12 protein-coding genes are annotated in these 18,549 nt (G+C 50.3%); all 12 read right to left on the reverse strand.

Going from position 1 to position 18,549, the window contains the following annotated elements; all coding sequences use genetic code 11:
• Window positions 1-10: 10 nt before the first annotated feature.
• The 12 genes from JOD82_RS23945 to JOD82_RS24000 all read right to left on the reverse strand — a co-directional run bounded on the left by JOD82_RS23945 (window position 11) and on the right by JOD82_RS24000 (window position 18,238).
• On the reverse strand, window positions 11-898 hold the full coding sequence (locus JOD82_RS23945) for a dihydrodipicolinate synthase family protein (protein ID WP_069010324.1): 888 nt from the start codon (window positions 896-898) through the stop codon (window positions 11-13).
• Between the two features lie 63 nt (window positions 899-961).
• Window positions 962-1,963 (reverse strand): proline racemase family protein, encoded by a 1,002-nt coding sequence (locus tag JOD82_RS23950; protein WP_209950062.1) that lies wholly within the window; start codon window positions 1,961-1,963, stop codon window positions 962-964.
• Window positions 1,960-3,168 carry an NAD(P)/FAD-dependent oxidoreductase gene (locus JOD82_RS23955; RefSeq protein ID WP_209950063.1) on the reverse strand — a complete coding sequence of 403 codons (1,209 nt, stop codon included), beginning with the start codon at window positions 3,166-3,168 and terminating at the stop codon, window positions 1,960-1,962. Before JOD82_RS23955 ends, JOD82_RS23950 begins: the two co-directional genes overlap by 4 nt.
• Window positions 3,169-3,214: 46 nt before the next feature.
• Window positions 3,215-4,738: an Ig domain-containing protein gene (locus JOD82_RS23960; RefSeq protein WP_209950064.1), complete on the reverse strand. Its 1,524-nt coding sequence runs from the start codon at window positions 4,736-4,738 to the stop codon at window positions 3,215-3,217.
• Window positions 4,739-4,806: 68 nt separating this feature from the next.
• A complete protein-coding gene (locus JOD82_RS23965; protein ID WP_049816916.1) occupies window positions 4,807-5,910 on the reverse strand; it encodes a M24 family metallopeptidase in 1,104 nt (367 codons plus the stop codon).
• 79 nt (window positions 5,911-5,989) lie between these two features.
• Window positions 5,990-6,916: a carbohydrate ABC transporter permease gene (locus JOD82_RS23970; protein WP_209950065.1), complete on the reverse strand. Its 927-nt coding sequence runs from the start codon at window positions 6,914-6,916 to the stop codon at window positions 5,990-5,992.
• Window positions 6,913-7,818: a carbohydrate ABC transporter permease gene (locus JOD82_RS23975; protein WP_209950066.1), complete on the reverse strand. Its 906-nt coding sequence runs from the start codon at window positions 7,816-7,818 to the stop codon at window positions 6,913-6,915. The genes JOD82_RS23970 and JOD82_RS23975 overlap by 4 nt, the downstream gene beginning before the upstream one ends.
• A 33-nt stretch (window positions 7,819-7,851) precedes the next feature.
• A complete protein-coding gene (locus JOD82_RS23980) occupies window positions 7,852-9,207 on the reverse strand; it encodes an ABC transporter substrate-binding protein (RefSeq protein ID WP_245249124.1) in 1,356 nt (451 codons plus the stop codon).
• Window positions 9,208-9,330: 123 nt separating this feature from the next.
• The gene (locus JOD82_RS23985) at window positions 9,331-10,923 is read right to left on the reverse strand and encodes a response regulator (protein ID WP_209950067.1); all 1,593 of its coding nucleotides are present in this window, start codon (window positions 10,921-10,923) and stop codon (window positions 9,331-9,333) included.
• Between the two features lie 16 nt (window positions 10,924-10,939).
• Window positions 10,940-12,766 carry a sensor histidine kinase gene (locus JOD82_RS23990; RefSeq protein ID WP_209950068.1) on the reverse strand — a complete coding sequence of 609 codons (1,827 nt, stop codon included), beginning with the start codon at window positions 12,764-12,766 and terminating at the stop codon, window positions 10,940-10,942.
• Window positions 12,767-12,779: 13 nt separating this feature from the next.
• Window positions 12,780-14,078 carry an alpha-glucosidase/alpha-galactosidase gene (gene melA / locus JOD82_RS23995; protein ID WP_029514790.1) on the reverse strand — a complete coding sequence of 433 codons (1,299 nt, stop codon included), beginning with the start codon at window positions 14,076-14,078 and terminating at the stop codon, window positions 12,780-12,782.
• Window positions 14,079-14,212: 134 nt separating this feature from the next.
• On the reverse strand, window positions 14,213-18,238 hold the full coding sequence (locus tag JOD82_RS24000; RefSeq protein WP_209950069.1) for a DUF5695 domain-containing protein: 4,026 nt from the start codon (window positions 18,236-18,238) through the stop codon (window positions 14,213-14,215).
• Between the last annotated feature and the right edge of the window lie 311 nt (window positions 18,239-18,549).

An 18,549-nucleotide genomic window follows, 5' to 3' on the forward strand; every position in this document is an offset into this window, starting at 1 on the left:
TCACCTCCATTCAGGATGATACTTCGCTTGGACGAACCGCCACCTCAAATGCTTCGCGAATGCGGTCATAATCCGCCTGCGGCAGCGCAAGTCTGGGCGGACGTGTCGGACCGACCGGAAATCCAGCCAGCTCCATCATATATTTGATGGACTGTACCAATTGCGGGCTGGCATCATAGTGGAACAGCGGCAGCAGCTTGCGATACAACGCGGACGCTTCTGCCATATTTCCCGCCTGCGCAAGTCGGAACAGTTCTACCCCTTCCTTGGGCAACGCATTAGGCACCCCCGAAATCCAGCCTGTCGCGCCGAACAATGCCCCCTCCATCGCTAGATTATCTACTCCGACCATGACCTCCAGCTCTGTCTGATCCAAAATAGCGTGAATACGCCGTACATCACCGGAAAATTCCTTGACTGCTACGATATTTTCAATTCGCGACAAGTCCGCAAGAATATCTGGAGTCAAGTCAACCTTGTAATCATGGGGGTTGTTATACGCAATGATCGGCAAGCCCACCTTTGACAATGCTTCATAATGGGCCGTTACCTCATGAGGCAGTGGATTGTAATTAATGGGTGGCAGTGCCATGACACCCGCAGCCCCAGCATCCTTCGCATGCTGAATCCAATGCACCGCTTGTTTGGTGGACGGAGCCGCCGAGCCGACAACAACCGGGACACGCCCTGCCGCAGCGTCAATTACGGTATGCACAACCTGCGACCGTTCCTCCGGGGACAAAGCCGCATATTCTCCCAGCGATCCTGTAGGAACCAGTCCGCTAATGCCACTTGCAATCAGATGCTCGCATAGCTCGGTAAGACGCTTATGGTCTACCTCCAGCTCTGCCGTGAACGGTGTAACCAAGGCCACATATACACCTTCAAAACGTGCCATATGCTTACCAACCCTTTCCGATCTTTATTTTCATATTCAGCATTCGGGAATGATGTAAAATGCTCACATCAGCAAAAAACCTTCTTTAAGCGGGTCCTCAGGATCCAACACAAATTGATGATGTCCCGTCACCCAAGCCGAGCCTGTAATTTGTGGGATGACTGCCGGATAAGGACCGATCTGCGTCTCCCCCACGATTTCAGCCCGAAACATGGAACCTGTGATGCTTTCATGTACAAACGGCTCATTGAAGTCCAGTTTTCCCTTGGCGTGCAACACCGCTACCTTGGCCGAGGTTCCTGTGCCACAAGGAGAACGATCGATCCCTCCCGGTGGGATGACGACGACGTTGCGGCAATCGGCCTGTGGAGCCACAGGCTCCCCGTAAAATTCAATATGTGTCAATCCTTGAATAACCGGATTTTCAGGATGTACGACCTCAACAACCGCATTCACCGCCTCCCGAATCTGCACCGCTGTTCGTACAATTTTTGCCCCATGGCTCTGCTCCAGTGCAAGACCGATGGAAGCCGCCTCTACAATGCCGTAAAAGTTGCCTCCATACGCAATATCCAGCGTGACTTGCCCGATGCCCTCTACCTGAATCTCCACTTCACGGCGGTACACAAAAGAAGGGATGTTTGTGAACGTTACTTGTCGCACCTTGCCCGCATCCACCTCCAGTTGCACTTGAACCGGGCCTGCCGGAGTGTCCAGCAATATTGCTTTTTTATCCGCAGCAATCAGTCCGCCCTCCATCAGCGCCGTACATACTCCAATCGTATCGTGACCGCACATCGGTAAATAGCCACCGGTCTCTATAAAGACCACACCAATATCTGCATCAGGATGACAAGGTTCTGTTAAAATGCAGCCTGACATCACCTCATGACCACGCGGCTCGAACATCAGCAAACGGCGAAAATCATCATGATGTGCTGCCATATAAGTCATTTTTTCCAGCATCGTACGACCTACCAGCTTAGGCGCGCCGTGAATGACCGTTCGCGTCGGATTGCCCCCCGTATGGGTATCAATGGTAGTAATTCTGCCTGCTACGATCATCCTGTTACCTCCCCATGAACCTCGTGGCTGGTAAAAACCTCTCCAAATCGGTCATAACGTAGCGGCTCTACCGGAATACAAGTGGATTCACCGCGTACCATTTCGGTCACTAGCTTACCCGTAACCGCCGCAAGACTAATGCCGTCCCCCTCATGACCAGAAGCGATATACAGCCCCAGTACTTCGTCCACCGCTGATACAATTGGCAAATGATCAGGTGTCCATGGACGCAAGCCGGTATACGCCCGCATCAGTGGTACATTGGCTAAATCAGGGAAAAATCGAATGGCTCTGCGGGCGATTAAGCGAATCACCTGCTGATCGACACGTGTGTCCATACCGACAAACTGACGGCTGCTGCCGATCAGAATGTTTTGAGATGCGGTTGGCTCGAATACCAACGCGACACCGTATTTTTCATAAAGCTCATCCACACACCGCTGACCGCCAAACTTGCTCATCAGATAGCCGAACTCCATTACCTTGCGGTTCCCAATGGGAGGCATTCGGGCAGACACCAGTATATGTCCTTTGCGCGGCATGATCGGAAGGTCCAAACCGAGTGAATGACCGATGCTGCGTGTCCACACACCTGCCGCCAATACCACTGCACCTGCATGGATAACGCCATTAGGCGTCTCCACCCCGCGGACGTTCCCCCTTTCGTCCTGAAGGATGGACTGTATCGGCATGCGCGGTAATAACTTGGCTCCCATTCGACGCGCGGCCTCGGCCAGTGCATACGTCATCAACACCGGATTCACAGTGGAATCTGTCGCGCACTCCAGTCCGCCCGGCAAATCTTTCGCTAAATGCGGCCATTCCTGTCGCAAATCCTGCTGATCCAGCATGCGAAACGGAAGTCCTTCCTGCTGCTGACGGGTTACCCACTGCTCAGCCGCTTGCATCTCCTGATCGTTTTCACAGACCAGAATACTGCCAGGCGCACGATACTCAAACTCATCCTCCAGTTCCCTAGCCAGCTCTGCCACCAGCTCCTGCGATACCAACGACATTCGACTGTCAAATCCGGGCTCTTTATCGATTGCCAATATATTGCCATCACAACGGGACGAAGTGCCTCCAGCAATCTCCCCTCGCTCAGCCAGCAAGACCTTCATACCGGACTTAGCTGCATAATAAGCGATGGCTGTACCGATGATTCCGCCGCCTACAATGACCAGATCCGCGGCATCATGTTTCATTCGCTTCCCTCCCTTCGACCGTTTTAATCTGCTTGTGAGGTATGCTTTACAGCTTGAGCGTAAAGCTTTGTGTCACAGGCTTGCTCAGCTCATCATAATCCCGCAGCTGTACGGTGAAGTTATACGTCTTGTTCCCTGCTCCGCTGTCTGCTGTTCCGCTAATCGTTCCTGTAAAACGGTCCAGTGTGAACCCTGCGGGCAGTTGACCGCCTGTCACCATCCAATCGTAAAACGGAACCCCTCCCTTGGCCTCCAGCTTAGCCATGTACGCTTTGCCTTTGACGGGTGCTGGCAATACCTTCGTCATGATTTCTGGCGCGAGGAAAGGAGTCAGGTCCTTACGCAGCGGCCAGCCCGCTTTTTCTGCTACCAGTAGCGAAAGCTTCGTGTTCATCCAGCGCCGGGTCGGGAACAGATGGCGCCAGCCTCCATTTTGTCCACTCAATCTGTCGACTTCTGCGAGCTCTCCAGATAGATGATAGCTGTCATCCAATGCAGCCGGTCTGTGCTGATAAGCCATAATATCAGGGTCATTGCCCGCCGCTTCCTTCAGCGCTTTGACACCCGGGAATGTGTCGCTGAACACAATCGCATGACCGAATTCATGCATGATCAGCCCATGCACATCCGTCACCTTGGACAGATCGGATTGATACCATTCTTCATCGTCTACGGATGTGAATGGAATCGCATCATCATAGAAATCCAAAATCAAACTATAGGAACGGTTCAGGTTCCCCGGGACGGTCACACCGTTACGTGTATGATAATTGCCGTTCGTGGCTGGAAAGCCCGTAGAATACGGCCCGTTCAGCCCTCTCATAAACACCCACATGCCTTTGTAGGGCTTATCATTTGTCACCTGTATTTCATTTTGCCAGTCGTCTCCTGGCAGATGGTTTACCTCCGCTTTGGCAGGAACCTCATCGAAAGGAGCCAGATCAAAGAAATAGAACCAGTCCTTTACCGCCAGCTCTGCGGCTTTTTTGGTAGCTGCATCATTGAAATAAGGCTTGATCGTATCGAATCTGTAGTCAAAATGGAGAGGAACTGTGGGCTCTTTATTATCGTCCTGATCCAACACGCGAATCGGAATGGACTGAGCGGTCGTGTGACCATCATTTCCAGCAACAGACATAGACAGCGTGTAATTCTCTATTTCACCGTTTCCTCCAATCCGGTCAGGATGGATGGCTAGCCGAAAATCTTTTTCCTCCTGTGCATTGGCAAAAGTCAACGTTTTGCTTGCTCCTTGTGCCGACAACGTACTTGGCAGATCCATCATCAGCCGGGACGTGCCCCGCGCATTCAGCGTAACCGTCACCGGAAAAGCAGCATCCACTGGCGGCTTCACTTTTAGCTTTACATACGGGTTCGCCAGATATCCTTGCCAATCAACCAGATCTATACCATAATCGTTCACCGTCCGGCTAAAAATGTCGACGACTTTTACACCCGATTTTGCCTCGGCATAAGCCTGTTGACCCGGAATAGCTGGTGTCAAAGCTACAATGAGAGAAGCCGTCAGCGCAGTCAGCCATATTTTGGTGTGTCTTTTATGCGTGTTCATTTGATCCCCTCCATCTCATTTTTGAATGACTTGCAAACGATGATAGTTACCTATAGCGCCACTGCGTTTTATAATAAAAGCAGCTCCTTAGGGGAAGAGGTCAGTACCTTGACACCGACATCTGTGATCAGCACATCGTCCTCAATCCGAACTCCGCCAAAGCCTGGAATATAAATGCCTGGTTCCACAGTAAGGACATGACCCGGCACGAGCACCGACTTACTTTCGCGGGAAAGCCGTACCTGCTCATGAATCTCCAAGCCAAAGCCGTGGCCCAGCCCGTGACCAAACTGCTCCCCATAGCCATAGGAGGCAATCACATCCCGCCCCAGACTGTCTCCCTCCCGACCGCTCATGCCAGGGCGAAGTCCAGCAATCGTCGTCATATTCGCTTCCAGCACAATAGCATACAGTTCCTCGTGCCGCTCCGACGGATTGCCGACGAATACGGTACGCGTGATATCGGATAGATAGCCACGCACATTTGCGCCAAAATCCATTGTGACAAACTCGTTCTGACCAATTTCCTTGTCACTGGCCAGTCCGTGCGGCAATGCCGAGCGCTCACCCGAAGCGACAATGAACGCAAAACCGCCTGATTCCGCGCCTGCGAGCCGAAGCTGATATTCCAGTTCCGCCGCAATCCGCCGCTCTGTGACCCCAGGCTGAATATAATTCAGCACCTCCGTAAAGGCAGCATCGGTAATACGCGTTGCCTCACTTATGGTCCGAATCTCTTCTTCGTCTTTCACATCGCGCAGCCGTTCAATTACATCCTCCGTTTGCACGTACTCCAACGAGCCCAGCGCGGCTTGAAGCTGTCCCGACTGTTGAAGTGAGACATGCCTGCTCTCCAAACCCAGTCTACGAACCCCCAACTTACTTGTGAGATCAGCGATGGTCTGGAAGATTTGCGACTCATGCCGAATCACTGAATATTCCACTGCCTGATCTGTTGCCTGCATCATATAGCGGAAATCCGTCACTAAAAAAGCCTCTTCTTGCGTAACAAGCACAATTCCCGCAGAGCCTGTAAATCCGGTCATATATCTTCGATTGGGCCCATGTGTAATAAGCAGTGCATCTATCCCTAGAGCCGTGAATTTCGAGCGTAACCGGGCCAGTCTGCCAGGAACACCCTGTAACGGTTTTGTCTTCTGACTGTCTTCCACTTTCACTCGTACGCCTCCTTATTTCCCATCTCTTTTCAAGGCATATGCCTTAGAACACACCAGCGCGTCCTAACTTCCTTTAGCCTTTAATCCCTGTCAATGTGATGCCTTCAATAAAATAACGCTGCCCTATAAAAAATATCACGACGATCGGAGCCAAAATCGTGCTGGAAGCCGCCATCAGGTAAGGCCAGTTGGTATTGTTCAATCCCCGGAAAGTCGCCAGCCCCAGCGCGAGCGTAAAATGCTTTTCGTCACTTAAGTAAATAATCGGGCCCAAAAAATCGTTCCACACATCAATAAATGTAAATATTCCGATCACGATCAATGCAGGCGAAGATAAAGGAATAATGACGCGCCATAGTACAGTCAGAGGCGTACCTCCGTCCATATAAGCCGCTTCGTCCAGATCGCGTGGAATCGTCAGCATGAATTGTCGCATCAAGAAGATGTTAAATGCCCCTCCACCGAACCATGCAGGAACAATGAGTGGCAAAAATGTATTCAGCCCGCCCAGCTCACGCCACATGACGAAAGTGGGAATCAACGTCACCGCGTAAGGCAACATCATCGACCCGATCAGCAGGGAAAAAATCAGATTACGTCCAGGCCAGCGCAGGCGGGCAAAGGTAAACGCCGACACAATCGAGGTCAACATCACTCCTGCCAGCACACACACCTCAATCATGAACGTATTCATAAAATACCTGCCGAACGGTACTGAAGTCAGCGCTTCCGGGTAATTGCTCCATTGAAAAGGAGAGGGTATCCACTCTGGCGGGAACACGAAAATTTGCGATGTCCCCATCAGAGAGCTACGAATGAGCCATACAAATGGCAACAGCATTAACGCACTGCCTATCATTAAAACGATATACAGTACAACACGGCTGATTGAGAATGGTTTGGAACGGGTGGGGGTAGCAGGACTACGGGAGCGTTCAGGCTGTGGAAGCGGATGATGTGGTGTTTCTGAAGAATTGACAGAAGAAGTGACCTGATTCATGAACGTTCCCCTCCTTCATAGTGAACCCACTTTTTGGACGTGGAGAAAATCAGGACGGTAAGCACCATGATGACGAAAAATAAGATCCAAGCCAGAGCTGAGGCGTAGCCGATTTTAGTCTCCGTAAAGGCCGTACGCCATAAGTAGAACACATAGAACAGCGTTGAATTATTCGGCCCCCCGTTGGTCATAACATATGCCTGATTGAAGGCCTGAAAGGTGCTGATTAAAGACATGACCAGATTGAAGAAAATGGTTGGTGTCATCGACGGAATGGTAATGTGAAAAAATTTATGCCACCTATTGCCGCCGTCCACCTCAGCTGCTTCATACAGATGAGTGGGAACCGACTGAAGTCCCGCCAAAAAGATAATGACCGTGTTCCCGATCCCCCAGGTGCTCATCATGATCAGGGAGGGTATTGCAGTGTTCTCGTCATAAATCCATTTGCTCCCCGGCAGTCCAACGCCCTCCAGCAGCGAATTTAACAGACCAAAATCCGGGTTGAACATCCACAGCCACAACATCGTGTTAGCAATACTCGGTACAATAGTAGGTAGATAATAAATCGTACGAAACACCGACAACCCCCTCACCTTTTGATTTAATAACAGCGCAATGATAAAAGCCGCCGCCAAGCCTAGAGGTACGCTGCCCAGTGCATAATATGTGGTCACGAACATGGATTGGGAAAAGGTATTATCTTCAGTCAAAATGGTTCGGTAATTATCCAATCCAATAAAGGTCATCTGTCCGCCAATCGTCCAATCGGTTAAGCTGAATACGAACGAGGCCGCGATCGGTCCAATTGTAAAAATCATTAATCCGAGGATGGCAGGAAGCGCGAATAGCAGACCCCAGTTTCGCTCCATGCGCATCATTCCTGATTTTGGTCGCTTCATGGGCTGTTCTCCTTTCGCAGCTGTCCCGCCGCATTATTCATCCGGGTATACGCCTTGAAGCAATGGCTGAATGATAGGTTCCAGTTCATCCAGCGCCTGCTGCGGCGTCTTCTTGTTCGTCCAGATTAGATCCAGCCCCGGGGTCAGCTTGGAACCGATATCAGGCCAGTTGCGAAGGGTCGAAGTGGACGGCTTGATCGCATAATCTCTGGCATACTCAATGCCAGCCTTTTGAAATTCCGGTGGATGCGCGGCATTGTTGGTCCATGACTGGATAGCCTGCTCATCGGTATAGTATTTTTCCTCGATAGGCATCCAAAGACCGGACTTGAACAGATCCACCTTTTCGGGATTGTTATGGTACAAATAAAATTCGAGTGCTTCCTTCGGGTGCTTGGTGCTCTGGAAAATGACCGTGGCTCCCGCAACAATCATTGTTTTGGGCTCTTTTAGCTTCGGCAGAACGCCGATACTCCATTGCAGCTGCTTGTTGTTCGAAAAATCGAGCAGAGACCATGTTCCGTCTACCACCATCGCGACCTTCCTCGTCTGGAGACGAATTGTATTGGACGGCATGTCCTGCTGCTGGATCAAATCAGGAGAAACATGCTCCTTGAACACCAGATCCTGCAGCTTCTGAAAAACCTCCACCGACTCAGGACTGTTCAGGGTGTACTTCTTGCCCGTTTTGTCAGTCAAACCTCCGCCGTTGCTTGCTAAAAGCGGTCCCCAGGAGCTGCGGTCATTGCCGAAGGCAAAGCCGTACTGCACAATATTTTTCGGATCAAATCCACTGTCTCCCGGATGCTTGCCGTTCTGATCCTTGGTTAGCTTTTTGGCAATTTCCAGAAATTCTTCCCATGTCCACGCTTTTTGAGGATCAGCCGGAGGGACGGGTACCCCTGCTTCTGTAAACAACTCCTTGTTGTAAAATAACTGCATCACTTCCAATGCGGTGTAATTGCCGATAGACTTGCCGGGTTCGCTGTAGAGATAGGAGGATTTGAGCTTGTTTTTTAATTCGGGATATTCGTCATAATAAGAGGATAAATCCAGGAGTCTGCCTTCACTTGCCCATTTCATTGTGAGGGAATCACCCAGGTAGGCGATATCAGGAAGCTGATTGGCAGCCATTAACGTGTTAATTTTCGTCGTGTAGTCACCAGGGACATGCTCGCCCTTCACCCGGATGTTCGGGTGGAATGCATTAAAGCTTTGAATCATTTTTTCCATCGCCTGCTTCTCATCATTGCTTCCCCAGTACATGAACTTGAGTTCGACCGCATTGGGATTAGCCGGTTCGCCAGCGTTACCACTGCAAGCCGTCAGCCCTGTCAACATCACCGTCATCACGAGAGCCATCCATGTCCGTAACCTTCGTTTCAGCAAATCAACCGGCCCCTTCCTGAACTGGTTTCTCCTTACAAGCCTATTATGCGCTGAGAGCCCAGAGCCGACCACCCAACGACTCCAGACTCTCTTTGTTTTGGTATGATTTTTTTAACAGCGCGTTTACAAAAATGTTTTACGAAACTCCGTCGGGGTCAGTCCAGTATGCTTTTTAAAGGCAATGCTAAAATAGTTCGTATCTGTGAATCCCACAAGCTCCGCTACCTCCGCCACCTTGCGATTCGGGTCCAGCAGCAGTTCTCGGGCTCGCTCAAAGCGAACACGCGTCTGGTAGTCGGCGAAGCTTTCACCTGTAACCTGCTTGAAACGGGCACTCAAATATTTGGGGCTCATATTCATGTACTCTGCCAGACGGTTCAGCCCTCCATCCTCCTGAAGATGCTCCCGAATCCATTCCTTGGCCCGTTGGAATTTGCGGGGAATACCCTTCTCGCGTGATTCTCGGACATGACGACCCACCCGAACAAAATAGCGCGATACATAATCAATCATCTCGGGCCCATGTCGTAATCGGGACAGCTCCAACAACGGGTCATGCTCCTGCATGGACGTTTGTCCTACAGATGCATCACTCTGAACGATCCGCATGACGAACAGCACGAGCTGGGTGACGATCATTTTCACCTGCTTGAATGGCAACCCTGCCAACTGTCCTGACCATTCCTGTAAAATCGCATGTACGGCAGCATCATTACCGGCTCGAATTTCCGTAATCATCAGCAGTTCCTTCTCCAGTAATTGACTGCTGTTTGGCTCGGCCGCCTGAATGCTCTCGTAGGGGATGATCTGGCTATAGCCCACCCACCCCCGATGCTCCGCCGCTTGCACGGCTTCCTCATACGCCTCGGGAAGTTGCTCCATCCGTTGTACAGGACGGCTAATCCCGATGGACACGCCCTGACTCAATCGTTCCTGCACGGCCTGCCGAATCTGCTGTGCCGCCCGCTCCGCCGCCCTGCAAGATGCCGTCGCCAGCAGCACAACACGCCGATCGCGGGAAACCGCCGCACCATGCGCCTTCGCCCCGGCTGCTGCCGCAGCCTCCCCCGTCAGTCCGGCGAATATATGGCTGCTTTTATGCATGGAACCGTGTGGCTTGCTAGTGGCGGTTGCCTCTTGCTGCGACGACTCCTCCAGCTCGCAGCACAGCACGGTATAAGGCGGCCCACTCGTCTCGCCGAAAAATCCCAGCCCGTCCATCTCTCGAATGACCTCGGCTGCAGGACGCCGCTGCTGGAGCAAATCCAGCAGTAGATGCTCCCTGTACAATGGCTCCAATGAACGATGGCGGTGAATGGCTTCCTCCTCGCTTCTTCGCCATTGTGCAATGCGATCCTCAGCCCGGCTCAATGCCGCTTCAAAATCTCCGCTGGTCACCGGCTTGAGCAAATAATCGACCGCTTGAAGCGAAACTGCCTGACGAATATACGTCATAGATTCGTACCCTGTTAGAAATAATAACGGGGTCCGCTGATCCTTTTCCCGAATGGTTTTTGCTACGTCCAGTCCACTCATATCCGGTAAATTAATATCCAGTAAAATCATGTCCGGTCGCTGCTCCGTATACAAACGTAATGCCGTTGTGCCGTCCTCCGCCACATCACTGACTTCCACTGACAGGCCACTTTCCGCCACCATCAGCTTCAGTCCTTCCCGAATATGATATTCGTCGTCCACAATCAGCAGCCGGTACATGCCATCCTCCCCTTTCTTATTCGGTTCGAATGGGTGCAAGTAAAGTAACCGAGGTGTACTGACCCGGCTCGCTTGTCACGGACAGTCCATATTGCGGACCATAATGCCGAAGACGTTCATGTACATTGCGCAACCCAAAGCCAATAGCATTCCCCCGTTCCGCATCCAGCGACTTCCGGATATCGTTCAGACGCTCGGCTCCAATACCGCCCCCATCATCACTGACCGTCAAACGCAACATATCCCCTTCCCTTGTACCGGATAACATGATATAGCCACGGTCGGTGCGCCCTTTTAAGCCGTGGTAAATAGCATTTTCGACGAGCGGCTGGAGGATTAGTTTGGGTACATAAAATCCGCAAATATCCTCCTCGACCTCACAAATCCACTCGAACGAATTCCTAAACCTGAACTGCTGCACCTTCACATAGGCGCTTACATGCTCGACTTCCTGTCCCAAACTGATTTGTTCTCGGCCATAACTTAGCGAAATGCGAAAACATTTACCAAAGGCACCGATTACCTCTGCCATATCCCGTTGCCCATTCGCCAAGGCCATTCCCTTCAGTGATTCTAGCGTGTTGTACAAAAAATGCGGATTAATCTGCGCCTGAAGCGCGCGGAACTCAGCCTGCTTACGCGACAGCAACGCTTCGTAGACCTGACCGTACAGTTCATGATTTTTTTGCATCATATGAAGAAAACGCTCCCCGATCTGCCCTACCTCATCCTTAGGATTAAAAACAACGGAAGTAGGAGCTTCGAAAGCTTGGGCTGAGCCTGTAGCGCTCACACTCCCATCGACCGCCATTAATCGGCTCAATTGAAGCAGGGGGCGACGAATCGTGTCACTCAGCCGATAAGACAGCATCCAGCCCAGCATCAGTGCAACCAGAAAAGTCCAGATGGTCCAGGCACCAATTTTCCGCGCATCCTCGAACAGCACAGACTGATCGACTTTTTGCAGCAGCGTCCATTGTCCTTCATTTAACGGGCCGTAAGAGATCATCGTTTGGCGACCGTTCCATGTTCTCCAGTCCTTCGTAAGCACTGGCCTATCCACAGCCGATTTAGCAATCTGCCGCAATAGCGCTTGATCCGCAACGCTTTGCTCCGGCAATCGGTATACAGGCTCGCCCTCCTGATCCAGCACCCACATCTGGGTATTGCCGTCTGTCTCATGAAAAGCAAGCCCCCGAAACAGACTAGCCTTGTCGATTTCCAGCAGCAAAAATCCGAGGGGTGCGTAATCTCCAGTCGTTTTTCGAAGTAGCTTCCCCACATAGATGCGATCCCTCGCCATCCCGCGTCCTGATTCAAACGGCGAATGAGCCATCCACATCATGGGCCGCTCGGCGAGCAGGCGGCGATAGTACACACGTGCTTCCTCTAATGTAGGAAGGCCGCCAAAACGGACCGAAACATTCCCCTGATAGAGAGAATGCTTGAGCCCGCCATTGGCGGCATATATGAGAGAGGACGTGATATACGGCTTGGTCTGGGTTTGCGTACGGACAACCATACTGAGTGTTTCATCGTTCCGTAAATATTCATAATCATCTTCCGGCTTGGTCTCCAGCATGGACTGCACATCAGGATTGCTGAGAATGGCATTGGTCAGGTCATTCAAATCGGAAAGCGTCGCATTGACGTAATTTTCACTCATTTGCCGAGACTGCATAGCTAATGCTTCTGATTTCTCACCGATGGAATGGGCCGCGATCCGGTAAAAGGTAAAGGTCAATACCACCATCGGAATGACGGTGAGTACCAGCGTCAGTACAATAAATTTCCCACGGATTGTAGGAATCCCGGCGAACTTTTGACGACCCCGGCCTCCCATTCATCTGTCTCCCTTACACATAGGGTGGGAGCCATTCCCCGTGCGCTGCGATCAGGTCATCACACAGAGAAACGATATCATCTATGGACAGCTCTGCGGACGTGTGCGGGTCCAACATAGCAGCATGATAAATGTGCTCCTTTTTCCCGGTGATTGCAGCTTCAATCGTTAACAGCTGGGTATTAATATTCGTCCGGTTCAGTGCAGCACATTGGGGTGGCAAATCCCCGACAAAGGTTGGCGTAACCCCGTTACGATTCACCAGACAAGGTACCTCTACACAGGCTTCCTTCGGCAGATTGGTAATTAAGCCTGTGTTCATCACATTGCCACCAATGGCAAAAGGCTGATTCGTTTCGATCGCCTCAAATATATAAGAGGCATACTCGTTTGACCGTTCATGACGCAAATCCTGATCGCCCAAAAGCTCCTCACGCATCGTTTCCCATCGTGCAATCTGGTTCACACAGCGGCGCGGGTATTCATCCAAAGGAATATTGAAGCGCTCGATCAGCTCAGGGTATGCCCGTTTGATAAAATACGGATGATATTCCGCATTATGCTCGGACGATTCTGTAATGTAATAGCCGAATTTTAGCATCATTTCAAAGCGTACCATATCATGATGCTTTTCCTGCTGTTTAGCGGCGGCTCGTTTTTTAATCTCAGGATATAAATCTACACCATCCTTACTCACTTCGAGCAGCCACGCCATATGATTGATGCCTGCGATTTTTGCCTTTACACCTTCCTGCTCCAGCCCAAGGCTTTTGAACAGCTCCGGTATACACGCCTGCACGCTATGACACAGCCCTACCGTACGGACACCGCCATAAACGTTCATTACATTCGTCAGCACTGCCATCGGATTGGTGTAGTTGAGAAACCAAGCATCCGGGCACACCTCACGCACGTCTGCCGCAAAATCGAGCATTACCGGAATCGTGCGTAAATTGCGGAAAATGCCACCAATGCCGACCGTATCGGCAATCGTTTGGCGCAGACCGTATTTTTTTGGAATTTCAAAATCCGTAATTGTACACGGATCATAGCCGCCCACCTGGATGGCATTTACCACATAAGTCGCTCCACGCAGTGCTTCCTTGCGGTCAGTGTAGGAGCGGATCACACAGGTGCTCCCTGTTGTTTTTTTCAAATTGGATAAAATATTTTCTGAATCTTTCAGCCTTACGGGGTCAATATCGAACAACGCTAGTTCAAAGCCCTGCAAAGCAGGCGTCAACATACAATCGCCAAGCACATTTTTAGCAAATACCGTACTGCCTGCACCCAGAAATGTAATCTTGCTCATACTTTATCCCCCATTCACATTTTGTTCGCAGCTTTGCACTCCAAATGCAAGGATACCCACCGCCACTCTCCCCTTTATAGGAGGAAAGTGACGATGGGAAAAATTAGTCATGACTATGCGTTGTTGCCGCCCATTCAGAATACCCCCGCTGATTTAGCGGAGCTGACAGGTCGAGGCGGTAAGGCAGATGTTACCGGGGATGTCGTAGTTGGCGGGGTTACTGAATTCTCCGGGCCAACCGGTGTTACCGATGGAACCGCAGCCCCTACCTCAATCACGGTTACCTTCGCCATTGCCTTTAACTCTGTCCCTTCTACTTTGCCCTTCAACTCAAACGAACCTGGAGCAGCATATTGTGCAGGGTCTATATCCTCCCATTCCACAGCCACCCATTTAGTGGAGCCTTCGCCATACGTAGCTTCCACTACGCTTGGCAGTTCGGGTTTTTCACCCGTACGAGTCGTCACGTTTACTTCTTTTAAAGCCGTAATTTTCTCGACTCCCGTTAGGCTTTGTGCTGTACCGGAGACCAAACCTGCTACCTCAGAAGCATTCAAAGCACGGCTGTAGATCCGGAATTCATCCACCAGACCATTGAAATAAGGATCAGGGTATTGAGATTTGCCGATAAAATTATTTTTGGTCTGTCCCAGACTGGTAGGATTCAGGGTCAAGTTGGTATTGCGTCCCACTTCTTTTCCATCCACGTATAAAATACCTGTGGAACCTGAAAGCGTGACCGCAACATGCTTCCATACGCCTGTCGGCAGTACAGGGCCTTCAATCGTCTGCTCCTGTCCCTGCCCGTTGCCTTGATTGGTAATGGCAAACAGCATGGTATTTCCTGCTTTAGGCGTCAGGAACATATATTCATTCGTCCCGGAGCCGAAGTCAAAGATCCGTACATAATCGCTCAGGCTGTTCGCTTTGACCCAGCCGGATACGGTCAATTGCTGTGCCCGACTGACAATACCCGCCGGAAGCTGCACATAGCTGTCCTTGCCGTTCAGGCTGACAGCATTGCCTGTTTTACCCGTAGCCCAGGCAGCCGTTCCCTTCACGGCAGCATCATTGCCGCTGTCTGATGAATCCGCAACTACAGAACCGCTTGTTTCATCAAACTTGTAAACTGCGAGCTGTTCAAGTAACGGAGCCGCCGGTTCAGCTACCACCGTTACTTTAGCCTCCGCTGACAACTGAGAATCGCTGGCTGTCAGCTTGAACACATACGTTCCCGGCTCGGAAACGTCCACCTTTGTGCGCAGTGATGTTTTGTTACTGAATGTGACCTTCGCGTCCTGTGGTCCTTCAACCAGACTCCACTCGTTTGTCACCTTTCCTTGCGGAAGCCCATCATCCGTAGCCGTGCCTTTCAGAATGATCTGATCCGGCAGCTTTACCTTCGAATCTTTGCCGGCATCCACGACAGGTGCTTTGTTCGGATCAGGTGTGGTCGATGTCAGCTCTACCGTGTAGGAGGATGCTGTACCAATCTCCAATTTAAGCTTGTTGGAAGGCGCATACGCATTAAACTTCCCTTGTGATTGACCGCCTACTTTAACCAAATACGTTCCTTTTTTCAAACCGTCAAATGTAACGTACGTGGAATGGGCTTGACCCGGCGTTTGATTTTTCAGTTGGAGCCATACGTAATCCTTGGAAGTTGCCAGCTTGGCTTCTGTATATTGGTCCTTTTCCAGCTCGATATACAGCTTTTCCGTGATCAGATTGATGCGCTTGAACAGGCCATCCAGCGGCTTGATCGTATACACGTTGCCGCTTTTGCTCACCTCTGCACCGTAGCCCGTCAATCCGAAAATAGGATCAATTGCGATATCAGCACTTAACGTTTTGAGCGCACCGAACAATCCGAGATCAGCCTCGCCGCTCATGCCGCGCCAGCCGTTAAAAAGCGGAACATTTTTACCGCCGCCAGTGCCGTTCGTGCCGTTATTGCCTTTTTCCGCTTGATACGTCCATGCGACCGCCCCGATGTTTTCAGGGTCCGAGCTGATTTGCCCGGAGTTAATCGCTCCGACATTGGCAATTTTAGCTGCATAGGACAACCGTTGTTGTTCCTCACGGTGATTGTCCTCATGATGGCGAATCCAGTCATCCATCGCATATCCAGCAAGCGAAGTCGTGTACTGGAAGTTAAACCAGTTCTCCCCGGTAATCGTCACCGGATCGGTGTAGTAGTACCATACGGGCATGTGACCACGTGCCGCACGGGTTTTGGCATTAATTTTACTCATCATTTCCAGGGCTTTGCTTTGCTCGCCCTCTGTATCTATATTCTGTTTGGCTAACGTATATACAGCCTCTTCCCCTGTATTGTCATAGCTATATTCAGAACCGTAAGGATACTTTGTATTTTTAAAATTGTTATATTTGCGATCCATTTTTTCCTTGAGATCATTCGCTTCATCATCATAGCCTTCATCATGAAGTGCCTGAATAATATCCGGTGTGGTCAGTTCGCCCATCAAACCTGTTTCCCAGTTGTACGCGACTGGCCCTTCATACAATGCTTTGAAAATGTTATACGCCCGCAGCAAATACGTTTCCTTTGGATGCTTGTAAGTAACAAGATCCGGGTATTCCTTGGCAATCTTGTACATGCTGAAATACGTGTTGTATACATGCGGATAAGCATACCCTCGATAGGTCGGTGTATCGTTAGGCTCTGGCATCAAGAAATCATGAATTAAATAATCCTCATGATGTCCGTTCATCAGATTCGTCCAGATCGCCGTTTCCAAATAATCGTCTACGGCCCGCACCTCTTTAGCGACCGGAGACAGTGTGTTTTTCTCAGCCAGAAACTGTCCGTGCGTCAGACCCCAATCGTCTCCCCAGCCCCAGTAGCCGTTGAAAATGTTCCGTTTGGATTTGGTATGCATCATCCAATCGTCAAATACCTTGTCGCGCAGATCACCCGGTACATTCCATTGGGTTTTGTCGACCATAAATGTAGCGTGCCGTTGCAGCGCTTGATCAATCGGCTCGATGGCATAAAATTGTAGAACCGTTTTGCTGCCATTGCCGTATTCTACCGTTATGAAATTCGGACCCAATTTAGTAAATTTCAATTCATAAATGTGGTGTCCTCCAGCCTTGCTATCCGTCTCTGGAATAACGGTTCCGTCGGGATAGGTTACTTTGCTGATCGCCTGCTTGGAGCGCAGGTCCACCTTCGCCTTTTGATTCGTAGGCACGATCATGCCGGGTACGACTGTTGTATCCACCAAGTTTTCTTGGTACAACGTATCTTTTACATCATGCTCGTCCTTCACAGCCAGAAACTTGAAGCCATAGTTTTTGCTTTGACCGGGATTCAGGATCAGGCTTGTATTGGGCAAATAGCCCCGGTTGGTGGACTTGATGACATTGGAATGAATATAAAATACATTCAGCCCTTCCAGCCATTTACCTTCATTGGCCGGATTCCAGGCCCATTTGCTGCCCGGATGCTCCTCATCCCGCCAGTGATCCTGATATTCAAAACCCGCACCTGTTGTCGAATCAGGAATCAGCAAAAGGGAAGAGCCAATGCCGCTGGGACGCCCAGCTGTAATATAGGAGCTGTTATTGCCGACAAAGGAATGCGTCACCACTCTAGTTTCGTAGATCGCATCACCATTAGTCCATTGCTCATTAAAAGGCAGAGGCAAACCGAAATCGCCAATCTCCAATTTTTTCCCACTTGTATTCTGTACCTGTATATTCCACAACACCGAACCATTCGACTCTGCCGAATACGTTTCGATGACTTTAAAATTGCGTATGCCTTCTGCATTAGTAGAGTTCTCGTACGTGACAGTGACACGGTTACCACTGATTGTGATCTTGCGTGCGTCTGCCGACTTGTTCGTCCATGCTTTCGTCCAGCTACCTCCATCCAATCGATACGTGAACATCAGCTCCCCTAGCCACTGATGATCTGCGGTGTTCTGTTCAGGTGTTACCGTTGCGTTCATGACATACTCTGTCGGAAAAGCATCTCCCTTGATACGTATGGATGAAATTTCGCCATGCTCGCCTGTCTGAATCGTCAGCTTGTCATTGGATAGTTCATGGGCCTCTGCCGTATGCACTCCAAACAACACAGACGCTGTGGTTAAAAATAAAAACGCCGCCAATATTCCCTTAAATTTCATCAACACGGCCTCCTTTTGGATCTCGGGGTCCTGATTTGTTTGGCAATCACCTGAATTCTCTTCATTTCGCCGCAACCTCCTTGGAAATGTAAGCGCTACAACTCTATTGTACAAATCCTTGTCCATTGGTAAAATCAACATTTTCAACCGATTTATATAGGATTTCAACCTAATAGAGGGATACTGTTAGATCGGCAATCAACCAAGCTACGACAGATTTATCTGAATTAAGATTACAGAGGATGGAGAGACAGGAAATTTAGATAGAGAGCAAGGGAGGCATTTTTAGATATATCGGGGTGTGATCAGAT

This window comes from Paenibacillus sp. 1182 (genome assembly GCF_017833915.1).
GTDB classification, from domain to species: Bacteria; Bacillota; Bacilli; order Paenibacillales; family Paenibacillaceae; genus Paenibacillus; species Paenibacillus polymyxa_D.